Source organism: Burkholderia sp. SIMBA_051, from assembly GCF_046534915.1.
In the GTDB taxonomy this organism is placed as follows: domain Bacteria; phylum Pseudomonadota; class Gammaproteobacteria; order Burkholderiales; family Burkholderiaceae; genus Burkholderia; species Burkholderia ambifaria.
This window is the reverse complement of record NZ_JAWRXS010000007.1, coordinates 112576-125904: the sequence shown is the minus strand read 5'-3', so window position 1 is coordinate 125904 and position 13329 is coordinate 112576. Positions and strand designations below refer to the sequence as shown.

12 protein-coding genes are annotated in these 13329 nt (G+C 63.5%); 11 read left to right on the top strand and 1 reads right to left on the bottom strand.

Translation table 11 applies throughout. From position 1 onward, the window contains the following. Positions 1-17 precede the first annotated feature (17 nt). Positions 18-1295, top strand: coding sequence for a dihydroorotase (locus SB771_RS18745; RefSeq protein WP_175660930.1), 1278 nt, complete (start codon positions 18-20; stop codon positions 1293-1295). Between the two features lie 19 nt (positions 1296-1314). After that, positions 1315-2172, top strand: a complete 858-nt coding sequence (locus SB771_RS18740) for a lysophospholipid acyltransferase family protein (protein WP_175660931.1) — start codon at positions 1315-1317, stop codon at positions 2170-2172. Positions 2173-2203: 31 nt separating this feature from the next. On the opposite strand, the gene SB771_RS18735 is transcribed toward SB771_RS18740, so the two are convergent. Further along, positions 2204-3043, bottom strand: a complete 840-nt coding sequence (locus SB771_RS18735) for a symmetrical bis(5'-nucleosyl)-tetraphosphatase (RefSeq protein ID WP_175660932.1) — start codon at positions 3041-3043, stop codon at positions 2204-2206. A 345-nt stretch (positions 3044-3388) separates the two neighbouring features. Here SB771_RS18735 and rfbB point away from each other — a divergent pair, with 345 nt between their 5' ends. The 9 genes from rfbB to SB771_RS18690 all read left to right on the top strand — a co-directional run bounded on the left by rfbB (position 3389) and on the right by SB771_RS18690 (position 13326). Next, the gene (gene rfbB, locus SB771_RS18730; RefSeq protein ID WP_175660933.1) at positions 3389-4450 is read left to right on the top strand and encodes a dTDP-glucose 4,6-dehydratase; all 1062 of its coding nucleotides are present in this window, start codon (positions 3389-3391) and stop codon (positions 4448-4450) included. 11 nt (positions 4451-4461) lie between these two features. Beyond that, complete coding sequence (gene rfbA, locus SB771_RS18725) at positions 4462-5355, top strand: glucose-1-phosphate thymidylyltransferase RfbA (RefSeq protein ID WP_138848164.1); 894 nt, start codon at positions 4462-4464, stop codon at positions 5353-5355. Beyond that, positions 5340-5891, top strand: a complete 552-nt coding sequence (rfbC, locus tag SB771_RS18720) for a dTDP-4-dehydrorhamnose 3,5-epimerase (protein WP_175660934.1) — start codon at positions 5340-5342, stop codon at positions 5889-5891. The genes rfbA and rfbC overlap by 16 nt, the downstream gene beginning before the upstream one ends. Then, on the top strand, positions 5884-6786 hold the full coding sequence (gene rfbD, locus SB771_RS18715; protein ID WP_175660935.1) for a dTDP-4-dehydrorhamnose reductase: 903 nt from the start codon (positions 5884-5886) through the stop codon (positions 6784-6786). The genes rfbC and rfbD overlap by 8 nt, the downstream gene beginning before the upstream one ends. A gap of 140 nt (positions 6787-6926) precedes the next feature. Then, on the top strand, positions 6927-8372 hold the full coding sequence (locus tag SB771_RS18710) for a mannose-1-phosphate guanylyltransferase/mannose-6-phosphate isomerase (RefSeq protein WP_175661072.1): 1446 nt from the start codon (positions 6927-6929) through the stop codon (positions 8370-8372). After that, positions 8372-9166: an ABC transporter permease gene (locus tag SB771_RS18705; RefSeq protein ID WP_126228789.1), complete on the top strand. Its 795-nt coding sequence runs from the start codon at positions 8372-8374 to the stop codon at positions 9164-9166. The genes SB771_RS18710 and SB771_RS18705 overlap by 1 nt, the downstream gene beginning before the upstream one ends. Further along, entirely contained in the window at positions 9166-10386 is a 1221-nt protein-coding gene (locus SB771_RS18700) for an ABC transporter ATP-binding protein (RefSeq protein ID WP_126227265.1), read from the top strand. The genes SB771_RS18705 and SB771_RS18700 overlap by 1 nt, the downstream gene beginning before the upstream one ends. Beyond that, positions 10383-11798 carry a class I SAM-dependent methyltransferase gene (locus SB771_RS18695; RefSeq protein ID WP_175660936.1) on the top strand — a complete coding sequence of 472 codons (1416 nt, stop codon included), beginning with the start codon at positions 10383-10385 and terminating at the stop codon, positions 11796-11798. Before SB771_RS18700 ends, SB771_RS18695 begins: the two co-directional genes overlap by 4 nt. 58 nt (positions 11799-11856) lie before the next feature. Further along, on the top strand, positions 11857-13326 hold the full coding sequence (locus SB771_RS18690; protein ID WP_341770289.1) for a PfkB family carbohydrate kinase: 1470 nt from the start codon (positions 11857-11859) through the stop codon (positions 13324-13326). Positions 13327-13329 lie beyond the last annotated feature (3 nt).

Genomic DNA, 13329 nt, shown 5'->3' with positions numbered 1-13329 from the left:
GCATTCACAGACAGCGCATGAAGATTCATATCCAAGGCGGCACGCTGATCGATCCGGTCGCCGGCACCGAGCGGCAGGCCGACGTATTCGTCGCGGACGGCAAGATCGCCGCGCTCGGCACCACGCCGGCCGGTTTCAACGCGGAGAAGACGATCGACGCGTCGGGCCTGATCGTCGCCCCCGGCCTCGTCGACCTGTGCGCGCGGCTGCGCGAGCCCGGCTACGAGCACAAGGCGACGCTCGCGTCCGAGATGGCCGCGGCCGTCGCCGGCGGCGTCACGACCCTCGTGTGCCCGCCGGACACCGACCCCGTGCTCGACGAGCCGGGTCTCGTCGAGATGCTCAAGTTCCGCGCGCGCAACCTGCACCAGGCGAACGTCCATCCGCTCGGCGCGCTCACCGTCGGCCTGAAGGGCGAGGTGATCACCGAGATGGTCGCGCTGACCGAATCGGGCTGCGTCGGCTTCACGCACGCGAACGTGCCGGTGCGCGACACGCAGGTGCTGCTGCGCGCGCTGCAGTACGCGAGCACCTACGGCTACACGACGTGGCTGCGTCCGCTCGACGCGTTCATCGGCCGTGGCGGCGTCGCCGCGAGCGGCGCGCTCGCGTCGCGGCTCGGGCTGTCCGGCGTGCCGGTCGCGGCCGAGACGATCGCGCTGCACACGATCTTCGAACTGATGCGCGTGACAGGCGCGCGCGTGCACCTCGCGCGCCTGTCGTCGGCGGCCGGCCTTGCGCTCGTGCGCGAGGCGAAGGCCGAGGGGCTGCCCGTGACGTGCGACGTCGGCGTGAATCACCTGCACCTGATCGACATCGACATCGGCTACTTCGATTCGCAGTTCCGGCTCGACCCGCCGCTGCGCGGCGAGCGCGACCGCGAAGCGATCCGCGCAGCCCTCGCCGACGGCACGATCGACGCGATCTGCTCCGATCACACGCCGGTCGACGACGACGAGAAGCTGCTGCCGTTCGGCGAAGCGACGCCCGGTGCGACGGGGCTCGAACTGCTGCTGTCGCTCACGGTGAAGTGGGCCGATGAAACGAACACGCCGCTTGCGCAGGCGCTGCGCCGCATCACGGCCGCGCCGGCCGACGTGCTGCAACTGCCGGCCGGCCGCGTGGCCGAAGGCGCTGCGGCCGACCTGTGCGTATTCGACCCGCGCGCGCACTGGCGCGTCGAACCGCGTGCGCTGAAGAGCCAGGGGCACAACTCGCCGTTCCTCGGCTACGAACTGCCGGCCTGCGTGCGCGCGACGCTCGTGGCGGGGCAGGTCGCGTTCGAGCGCCACTGAACCACGCCGGATCCTCGCCATGACCGCTCTTCGCAAGCTGCGTCTCGTCTTTCATCTGCTGCGCGGCATGACGATCGTCGCGCTGCGCTTTTCGCATGTCACGCCCGCGCGTCGTGCCGAGATGACGCGCCGCTGGTCCATCAAGATGCTGCGCATCTGCGGGATGCGTCTCGTCGTCCACAACGACGGCGCGCGGCTCGACGCGAGCGCGCTCGTGGTCGGCAATCACGTGTCGTGGATCGACATCTATGCGCTCAACGCGTGGCGGCCGACGCCGTTCGTGTCGAAGGCCGAGGTGCGGCAGTGGCCGGTCGTCGGCTGGCTCGCGGAGAAGCTCGATACCGTGTTCCTGCAGCGCGAGAAGCGCACCGAGGCGATGCGGATCATGCACGAGATGGCCGAGCGCCTGCGCAACGGCGGGCTGATGTGCGTGTTTCCGGAGGGCACCACGTCGGACGGGCAGGCGCTGCTGCCGTTCCATGCGAACCTGTTCCAGGCCGCGGTGTCGGCCGGCTGCGCGGTGCAGCCGGTCTGCCTGATGTACGAGGACGCGCAGCGGCGGCAGTCGGTCGCGCCGGCCTACACGGGTGAGCTGTCGCTCGGGAAGTCGCTCGACATGGTGTTGCGCGGCGGCCCGCTCGTCGCGCACCTGTACGTGTGCGAGCCGATCCCGCCGGGCGGCGACCGCCGCGCGACCTCCGCGGCGGCGCGCGACGCGATCGCGGCCGCGCTCGAGACGCTGCAGGCAAAGGTCGGCAAGCCGTCGCCCGAGTCGCTGGCGGAGCTCGAGCGGCATGCGTATCCGGCAACCGAAGTCGGCGCCGGCGCGGCGGACGGAGCCGCGGCCGAGGAGGCGGTGCCGGGGCGCGAGGGGTGATGTTCTTTCGCCCGCGCGCGTCGCGTGCGGGCTATTCGCCATCCTGCGTGCGGCACGCTTCGCACTGCACCTGCGTGACCGTGCGCTGTGCCGGGTCGGCCGTCAGTCGCACGGCCGACAACTGGTTTCCCCACACGCATCCCGAATCGAGCGCGACGACGTTGTCGCGCAGCATCAGGCCGAGCGCCGCCCAGTGGCCGAACACGAGCGTCACGTCTTCGGTGCGGCGGCCCGGCGCGTCGAACCACGGCAGGTAACCGGGCGGCGCGCTGTCGGGGCCGCCGTTGGCCTTGAAGTCCATCGCGCCGTCGGGCGTGCAGAAGCGCAGGCGCGTGAACGCGTTGAACGCGACGCGCATCCGGTCGCGTTTCTTCAGGTTCGGACTCCATTGGTTCGGTTCGTTGCCGTACAGGCCTTGAAGCGTGTCGCGCCAGTCGGGGGCGCGCAGCGCGCGCTGCAGTTCATCGGCGAGTTCGAGCGCGAGCGACGTGTCCCATTGCGGCAGCACGCCCGCGTGCACGAGCAGCATCCCGTGTTGGAAATGCGCGAACGGGCGGTGACGGACCCATTCGAGCAGGGCGTCGGCGTCGGGCGCGTCGAGGATTTCGCCGATGGTGTCGCCCGGGCGTTCGGTGCGGATGCCTGCGGAAACCGCGAGCAGATGGAGGTCGTGGTTGCCGAGCACGACGGTCGCGCGCGGGCCGAGATCCACCAGCGCACGCAGCGCGGCGAGGGACTCGGGGCCGCGGTTGACGACGTCACCGGCAACCCAGAGCGGGGTGTCGGCGGGGGCTGAAAGCTTTTCCAGTAGCGACTGGAAAGCGGAATGACAGCCTTGGATGTCGCCGATGGCGATGGGGGTGGGCGGCATGAGAGGTGGATATTGCAAGTCTTGACGCTGATTGGAAAATGGCGCGGGCGCCACAATACGCCCGGGCACAACTTTGTTCCATCTTAACAGGTTGATTTAAAACATAATTTCACTCGTGTCGACGAGTATGGGGTCACTGTTTCAAGTTGTTAGCACCATGGATTTTGAAGCCACTTGCTTCCTATAATTGCCGCTTCCTCGACAAAATTAGCATTTCATGACTTTGACGGTCACGGTGAGAAGTTAGAATGCCCGCCTTGAGCGACGCGCACCTTGACGTTGTCGCTGTTCGAAATGGGGGCGGCTCGTGCTCGAGGCCTGCCGCGGACGACTAAAGGGAGCCTCATGATCCTGGTGACGGGTGGCGCGGGTTTTATCGGCGCAAATTTTGTACTCGACTGGCTGCGTCAATCCGACGAGGTCGTGCTCAATGTCGATAAGTTGACCTACGCTGGCAACCTTCGCACGCTGCAGTCGCTGGACGGGAGCCCGAAACACGTGTTCGTACGCGCCGACATCTGCGATCGCGCTGCGCTCGACGCGCTGTTCGCCGAATACCAGCCCCGCGCTGTCCTGCATTTCGCTGCTGAAAGCCATGTCGATCGCTCGATTCACGGGCCCGCGGAGTTTGTTCAGACCAATGTGGTGGGCACGTTCACGCTGCTCGAAGCCGCACGGACATACTGGAACGGTCTGAACGAAGCCGACCGGTCGGCCTTTCGTTTTCTGCACGTATCGACGGATGAAGTGTTCGGCTCGCTGTCTGCCACCGATCCGCAGTTCTCGGAAACCACGCCGTACGCGCCCAACAGCCCGTATTCGGCGACCAAGGCGGGCTCCGATCATCTGGTGCGCGCCTATCATCATACGTATGGCCTGCCCACGCTCACCACGAACTGCTCGAACAACTACGGTCCGTACCAGTTTCCCGAGAAGCTCATTCCGCTGATGATTGCCAATGCGCTCGCCGGCAAGGCGCTGCCCGTCTACGGTGACGGGCAGAACGTGCGCGACTGGTTGTACGTCGGCGACCACTGCAGCGCGATTCGTGAAGTGCTCGCGCGCGGCGTGCCCGGCGAGACTTACAACGTCGGCGGCTGGAACGAGAAGAAGAACCTCGAGGTCGTGCATACGCTGTGCGATTTGCTGGATCAGGCGCGCCCGAAGGCCGCGGGTTCGTACCGCGACCAGATCACCTATGTGACGGACCGTCCCGGCCATGATCGTCGTTATGCGATCGATGCGCGCAAGCTCGAGCGCGAGCTCGGCTGGAAGCCCGCGGAGACGTTCGAGACCGGTCTGGCGAAGACGGTCGCGTGGTATCTCGACAACCAGGTGTGGGTCGACGAAGTGGCCTCGGGTGAATACCGCAAGTGGGTTGAAACCAACTACGCAGCGCGCGCTTGAGGAGTTCATCGATGGCACGTAAGGGCATCATTCTCGCCGGCGGTTCCGGCACGCGTCTGTATCCGATCACGCATGCGGTCTCGAAGCAGCTGCTGCCGGTCTACGACAAGCCGATGATCTATTACCCGCTCTCGACGCTGATGGTCGCGGGCATTCGCGACGTCCTGATCATCTCGACGCCGCAGGACACGCCGCGCTTCGAAGCCATGCTCGGCGACGGCAGCCAGTGGGGAATGAATATCCAGTACGCCGTGCAGCCGTCGCCGGACGGTCTTGCGCAGGCATTCATCATCGGCAGGGAATTTGTTGGCCGGGATCCGTCGGCGCTGATCCTTGGCGACAACATCTTCTATGGTCACGACCTGGCGAAGCAGCTCGAGCGCGCGGACGCGCAGGATGCGGGCGCGACGGTGTTCGCCTATCACGTGCACGATCCGGAGCGTTACGGCGTCGTCGAATTCGACCAGGACTTCCGTGCCGTGTCGATCGAGGAAAAGCCGGTGAAACCGCGTTCGCACTATGCGGTCACGGGCCTGTACTTCTACGACAATCGCGTGTGCGATATCGCGGCGGACATCAAGCCGTCGCCGCGGGGTGAGCTGGAAATCACCGACGTCAATTCGCGCTATCTCGCTGCGGGCGCGCTGAATGTCGAGATCATGGGGCGCGGCTACGCATGGCTCGACACCGGCACGCATGATTCGCTGATCGAGGCGGCCACTTTCATTGCGACCCTTCAGAAGCGTCAGGGTCTCATGGTCGCTTGCCCCGAGGAGATCGCGTACCGCCGCAACTGGATCGATGCGGAACAGGTACAGAAACTGGCCGAGCCATTGTCGAAGAACGCCTACGGGCAGTACCTCACGAGCCTTCTCACGAGTCAGGTCGCATGGCAATCCAAGTAACGGCAACGGCGCTGCCCGACGTCAAGCTCATCGAGCCGAAGGTGTTCGGGGATGCGCGCGGGTATTTCTACGAAAGCTTCAACGGGCGGGAATTCGCCGAGCATATCGGGCCCGGCATCGAATTCGTGCAGGACAACCACTCGCGTTCGGCGAAGGGCGTGCTGCGCGGGTTGCACTATCAGGTTCAGCATGCGCAGGGCAAGCTCGTGCGGGTGGTGGAAGGCGAGGTATTCGACGTTGCCGTCGACATCCGGCGCAGTTCGCCGAACTTCGGCAAGTGGGTCGGCGTGACGCTGTCGGCGGACAATCATCGCCAGCTCTGGGTGCCGCCCGGCTTCGCGCACGGCTTCGTCGTGTTGTCGGAGGCCGCGCAGTTCCTGTACAAGACGACCGACTACTGGTATCCGGAGCACGAGCGCTGCATCGTGTGGGACGATCCCGAAATCGGGATCGAATGGCCGATCGATGCGGCACCGGTCTTGGCTCCGAAGGACGCGGCGGGCAAGCGTTTGAGCGAGGCGGAAGTCTATGCGTGAGGGTGGCGTGCGTCCTGAACCGACGATCCTCGTGACTGGCGCGAACGGCCAGGTCGGGTTCGAATTGCTGCGGTCGCTCCAAGGGCTCGGACGGGTGGTGTCGTGCGATCGGTCGACGCTCGATCTTTCGGATCTCGATCGAGTGCGCGCGTTCGTACGGGAGCTGAAGCCATCCCTCATCGTGAATCCGGCGGCTTATACGGCGGTGGACAAGGCCGAGAGCGAAGTCGATGCCGCGCGGCGCCTGAATGCAGACGTGCCGCGCATCTTCGCCGAGGAGATGGCGCGCACCGGCGGCGCGCTGATTCATTATTCGACCGATTACGTGTTTGATGGCACGAAAGCGGGCGCGTATACGGAAACCGACGCGACGAATCCCGTGAATGCTTACGGCGCGACCAAGCTTGAGGGTGAGCAGGCGATCGCGGCGACGGGGTGTGCGCATCTGATTCTCCGGACGAGCTGGGTGTACGGGCGGCGCGGGAAGAACTTCCTCCTGACGATGCTGAAGCTCGGCAAGGAGCGGCCGGAGTTGCGCGTCGTGTCTGATCAGGTTGGTGCGCCGACCTGGGCCCGGACGATCGCCGTCGTCACCTCGCACATCATCGCGCAGCAAGCCGCCGCGGATGACGTTGCCGATTGGTGGGCGAAGCGTTCCGGCGTCTATCACTTCACGTCGTCCGGCGCGACGTCATGGCACGGCTTCGCGCAAGCGATTCTCGAGCACGCGATGGGCGAGTTTGCGCCGAAGGTATTGCCGATTCCGGCGAGCGAGTATCCGGTTCCAGCGAAGCGCCCGGCGAATTCGCGGATGGCGCTGGAAAAACTGGCGCGGACGTTCGGCGTGACGATGCCGGCATGGGACGATGCACTGAGGCTCTGCCTGGGCGAGTAGGGTGCGTCGGCTATAATTCTGTCCCAACTAAGTTGGCCTCAGCGGCCGATATTTTTTGCTGACGGACTGTTGAATCAAACGGCGAAAGGCGGTGAAAGCCGTCCTTTCGCGGTTGGAAAACCAAATCTGGAGTGAAAGTGATATTGATCCCCGTCATCCTGTCTGGTGGCGCAGGCACACGACTTTGGCCGGTCTCCCGTGAAGGGCACCCGAAACCATTCATGAAGCTTGCCGACGGCGAGAGCCTGCTCCTGAAAACCTATCGCCGCGCGGCAGCCGTGGTCGGCGGTGGTACGGGGTCGCAGCAGCGGGAGATCCTCACGGTCACCAATCGCGACTACTACTTCATGAGCAAGGACGAGTTCGCAGGCGTGAAGCTTGGCGAATCTCTGTCCGGCGCATTCATGCTTGAACCTGCCGGTCGCAACACCGCACCCGCGGTCGCAATGGCGGCCCATCACGTCGCGGAAAAGTACGGGCGCGATGCGCTGATGCTGATTCTCGCGGCCGATCATCTGGTTCAGGATCAGCAGGGATTTTCCGCCGCGGTCGCGAGTGCCGTCGAACTGGCGAATCAGGACAAGCTGGTGACGTTCGGCATCGTGCCGACCCGCGCGGATACAGGCTTCGGTTACATCGAGGCCGGCGAGACGATCGGCGCAGGTCGGGCCGCGCTGCGTTTCGTCGAAAAGCCGGATGCCGACAAGGCGGCCGAATATCTTGCCGCGGGCAACTATCTGTGGAATTCCGGGATGTTCTGCTTCAAGGCAGGGGTCATTCTGGACGAAATGGCGCGCTATGCGCCGGACGTCGCGACGGCAGCCGACGCATGCTGGTCGGCGCTGAAGGCGAACAACACGTCGGAGCAGATGCTCGAGATTCCCGCGGAGTCTTTCGCAAAGATGCCCGATATCTCGATCGACTACGCAGTGATGGAGCGCTCGACGAACGTGGCGGTCGTGCCGTCCAGTTTCGGGTGGAGCGATATCGGTTCGTGGGGCGCGGTTCGTGATCTGGTTTCGCCGGACGCGGATAGCAATCGCGTTATCGGCGAAGCAATCTTCATCGACAGCCGGAATACCTATGTGCAGAGCCACGATCGCGTGGTCGCGGCCGTGGGCGTGGCTGATCTGATGATTATCGATACGCCGGATGCGCTCCTCGTTGCCCACCCCGATTGCGCACAGGACGTGAAGCGGGTCGTGGCTCGCCTCAAGAAGCAGAATCACGAAGCGTACAAGCTGCATCGCACCGTGAGTCGTCCCTGGGGGACCTACACCGTGCTGGAAGAGGGGCCCCGCTTCAAGATCAAGCGCATCGAGGTCAAGCCGGGCGCCAGCCTGAGTCTGCAAATGCACCATCACCGGAGCGAGCACTGGATTGTCGTGTCCGGCATGGCCAAGGTCGTGAACGGAGATCAGGAAATCTTCGTGCGCACCAATGAGTCCACTTACATTCCTGCCGGCCACAAGCACCGACTCGAGAACCCGGGCGTGCTGGATCTCGTGATGATCGAGGTACAAAGCGGCGAGTATCTCGGGGAAGACGACATCGTTCGCTTCCAGGACGTTTACGGGCGGGCGTGATGCTAGGGATGTTGAAAATCCTTTGGTCCTATCGCGGTTTCATTCTGGGCAGCGTCAAACGGGAATTCCAGTCCAAGTACCGTAATTCCCTGCTCGGCGCGGCGTGGACCGTGCTCAATCCGCTTGCGATGATCGTCGTGTACACGGTGATCTTTTCGCGCGTGATGCATGCCCGCTTGCCCGGGGTGGACAGCACGTTTGCGTACAGCATCCACCTGTGCGCCGGTGTGTTGCCGTGGGGCATGTTTGTCGAAATCGTCAGCAATGGACAGAACACATTCGTCAACAATGCGAACCTGCTCAAAAAGCTGAGCTTTCCGCGGTTGTGCCTGCCGATCATCGTCGTGATCAACGCGATGGTCAATTTCGCGATTGTGTTCGGGTTGTTCACGGTGTTCCTGGTGATGACGGGTAATTTCCCCGGTTTGACCTATTTCGCCATCATTCCCGTGTTGACCCTGATGACGTTATTTGCGATCGGACTGGGTATCACGCTCGGCGTGTTGAACGTGTTTTTTCGCGACGTCGGGCAGTTCTTCGGGATCGTGCTGAATTTCTGGTTCTGGCTGACGCCGGTCGTCTATGCGGCCAACATCTTGTCGAAGTCTGCACAAGAGGCGTTGCGCTTCAACCCGATGGCGCCCGTAATCGAAGCGTTCCAGGTCACGATGGTCCAACACGTGTGGCCGGACTGGTCGACGCTGTTGTATCCGCTCGTATTGAGCATCGTGCTGTGTCTGGCCGGCTTCAGTTTGTTCCGCAAGCATGCGGGTGAAATGGTGGATGAACTCTGATGGGCACCATTACCGTTACCAATCTTGGCAAGGCGTACAAGCAGTATCCAACGCGGTGGTCGCGTCTTATCGAGTGGCTGGATCCGCGTCGCAAGCCTCATCACACGCTGCACTGGGTGCAGCGTGACGTCAATTTCTCGGTTCGCTCCGGCGAGGCGCTGGGTATTGTCGGCATTAACGGCGCCGGCAAAAGCACCCTGTTGAAAATGATCGTCGGCACCACGCAGCCGACCGTCGGCAGCGTGACGCGGACTGGCCAGATCGCAGCATTGCTCGAGCTGGGAATGGGGTTCCATGCGGACTTCACCGGGCGCCAGAACGTGATGATGGCAGGGCAACTGCTCGGTTACAGCGTCGAAGAGATCGTCGCGTTGATGCCGGAAATCGAGGCGTTCGCCGAAATCGGCGAATACATCGACCAGCCGGTGCGCGTTTATTCGAGCGGGATGCAGGTGCGTCTCGCGTTCAGTGTCGCGACGGCTCGTCGTCCGGACATCCTGATCGTCGACGAGGCGCTCTCGGTCGGTGACGCCTATTTCCAGCACAAGAGTTTCGATCGCATCCGCGAGTTTCGCAAGCAGGGCACGACGTTGTTGATCGTCGCGCACGACAAGGCCGCGATTCAGGCCATCTGCGATCGCGCGATCCTGTTGAATGCCGGGCGGCTGGAGATGGAAGGAACGCCCGAGGCGGTCATGGACTACTACAACGCGATGCTGGCGGACCACCAGGATCAGCAGGTCCGTCAGGAAGTGCTCGAGACCGGCAAGGTCCAGACCATTTCCGGCACGGGCGAAGTCACGATCGATCAGGTTACGTTGCTGAATCGAGATGGCAGACCGATCGAAGTCGCTCACGTCGGGCAGCCGGTGAGGCTGCGGATATCCGCCGAATGTCGTGAGTCCGTGCAGGATCTGGTCATGGGCTTCATGATCAAGGACAGATTGGGGCAGACCGTCTTTGGCACGAACACGCACAATCTCAAGTCAGAGATCGGCGACGTGGCTGCCGGGGCGAAGGCGACGGTCGATTTCGAATTTCCGGCGAATATCGGGCCGGGCAGCTATTCGGTTGCCGTGGCGCTGCATACGGGCAGCACGCACATGCAGAACAATTTCGAGTGGAGGGATCACGCCCTTACATTCAGCATGGTGAACGGCAACGAGAGCGAATTCGTCGGGATGACGTGGATGCCGACACAGGCGAAGGTGGTGTCGTGAGCGACAATTTCTACCGGGCATTCGAAGAGCGCTATTACGCGCCCCGGGACCTCATCAAGCGCATCCGCAGGCAGTATTTGCCGTTCGTCGAACCGCTGGCATCGATCTATCCGGGGGGCCGCACGTTCGACCTCGGATGTGGTCGTGGCGAGTGGCTGGAGTTGATGGCCGAACAAGGGTTGACGCCGTTCGGCGTCGACCTGGACGCCGGCATGCTGCAAGCGTGCGAGGAGCGTGGCCTGCCCGCGACGCAGGGCGATGCGGTGGCCTATCTGAAGACGCTGGAATCCGAGAGCCAGGTCGTCGTGTCGGCTTTCCACGTCGTCGAACACATTAGCTTCGAGCAGTTGCAGACGGTCGTTTCCGAGGCGTTACGGGTATTGCGGCCCGGCGGCTTGCTGATCCTCGAAACGCCGAATCCGGAAAATATCGCCGTCGCGACCAACAACTTCCACCTGGATCCCACACATCAGAAGCCGATTCCGTCGCTGCTGTTGTCTTTCGTGGTCGAGCACGGTGGATTCGAGACGGTGAAGACGCTCGGGTTGCAGGAATCGCCGGCGTTGCGTAATCCTGATCATTCGGTGTCTCTGCTCGAGGTGATACGCGGTGCAAGCCCCGACTATGCGGTCATTGCGCAGAAGGCGGCCGATCCGGACATCAAGGAGAAGTTTGCTCAGGTGTTCGCGGCTGAGTATGGCTTGTCGCTGGAGCGGCTGGCTGACCGTTACGAAGCGCGAACCGAGTCCGTCCGACTCCGGGTGGAAAAAGCCGAGGCCGGCGTCGAGCGGCTGGACGAACTGTGTCGTGCGCTCGACGCGCAGCTACAACGGGCCGAGGCGCGGCTTCAGTCTGTCGAAGCTGATCTGGATGCAGGGCAAAGGCAGGTGACCGAAGACCGGCTCCAGCTTGCAGACGAGCGGTGTCGGCATGCGGAGGAGTTGCGCCAGCACGCAGAGGCGTTGCGCCAGCATGCGGAGAACCAGCTCGGCGCGGCGGAGGCGCGGGCGCAACACGCCGAAGCGCAGGCCCGGCAGGCGAATGAGCTGCTGCATGCCGTGCTGCACAGCACGTCGTGGCGTGTGTCGAAGCCCGTGCGCATGGTCGGCTTTCCGCTGCGCAGATTGACCTCTGCAATCCGTGAACGCAGGTTGCTGCCCGGCATCAAGGAGCGAATCAAGGGCGTACTCAAGATCGGGGCGGCTGAACTGGCGAAGCGGCCGGCATTGAAGCGCGCGGCGCTCAGGTTGGTGCGGATGAGTCCGGCGCTGGACCGTCGACTGCGCGCCGTCGTGACACAGTCGGCCAGCGCTGCAGTCGGTTCTCCTGCGTCTCAACGCGCGTTGCCCGAGTCGGCCCGTGAGGTGCTCGACGCGCTTCGGGCCGCCGCGCGTGCGTCCGAATCCCGGTGACGATGCGCGTAACCGAATAGATGGAACTGCCGCGCACGCGAACAGTGTGCCGGTAACAATGGTAAGTGCTGCTTTGGAAACAACATCCCCCATGCATAAACCCCAGCGCGCTAACGCAATCGGACCACGAATCCTGGTGGTTGGCGACATCATGCTTGACCGCTACGTCATTGGCAGCGTCTCTCGCATTTCTCCTGAGGCACCGGTTCCCGTTCTGGCGGTCGGTCGCGACGAGAATCGGCCAGGCGGCGCGGCGAACGTCGCCGCCAACGTCAGTGCCATGGGCGGGGACGCGACACTGCTGGCGGTGGTCGGTCACGACAGCGCGTCAATCGAACTTCAAAAGTGCTTGCAGGAATACGGTGTACAGACGCGATTCGTGTCGGACCCTGAGGGCGGCACGACGCAAAAGACCCGCTTGATGGCGGGCACGCAGCAGATCGCCCGGGTGGATCGCGATGTGCGGCCGACGGCACATACGCAGGCGTTGCTGCTCGAAGAATTCAAGCGGGTCGCACCCGACCATGACCTCATCGTGTTTTCCGATTATGCGAAGGGTACGCTGGACCACCTACCGGAATTTCTGGCGGCGGCCGCGGCATTGAATGTTCCCACGCTGGTCGATCCGAAACGGACTGATCCCGCGTTCTATCGCGGCGCGACCTTGCTCAAGCCGAACAATTCCGAGTTCATCGGGCTGTTCGGCGACTACACGTCCGAAGAGGAACTGCTGGAACGGGCACGTCACGCGTTGACGGAGCTGAACTTGCGGCATCTCGTCGTGACCCGTGGCGCGAAGGGCATGGTCTATGTGAGCACGGACGGCCATCAGGGCAGCATTCCCACGCACGCACGCGATGTCTTCGACGTTTCGGGCGCCGGCGATACCGTGCTCTCGGCACTCGCACTGGCGCTGGCCCGCGGTACGCCGGTATCCGAGGCGGTGCATATCGCTAATGTGGCGGCGGGCATCGCTGTGTCGCATTCCGGCACCTATGTGGTCACGGCGGACGAAGTTCGCGATCAACTGAATCCGTCACGCCAGCGTGCTCCGAAGCTGGTGGATGAGGACACACTCGGGAAGCTGCTGCTGACGCATCGGCAGCGAGGGGAAGTCATCGTGTTCACCAACGGCCGTTTCGACACGCTGAACCCTGGCCATATTCGCTTCCTCAATGAAGCGCGTGCGCAGGGCGACATTCTGGTCGTGGCGCTCAATTCCGATGCTTCGGTGCACGAACTCGACGGTTCCGGGCGCGCGGGCAATTCCGTCGCCGATCGCGCCGAAGTGCTGGCCGGCCTGGCAGCAGTGGATTACGTCGTGGAGTTCGACGCGCCGACGCCGTTGCAATTGATCGAATCGCTCGAACCCGACGTTCTCGTGAAGGGCGGTGATTACGACGTGAATGACATCGTGGGCCGTGACGCGGTAAGCGCTCGCGGAGGCCGCGTTGCCGCGCTCGCATTCCACGACGGCTACCCGACCGCCCGTGTCGTTCGGAAGGTCGGCACGGTGCGTGATCAATGACCT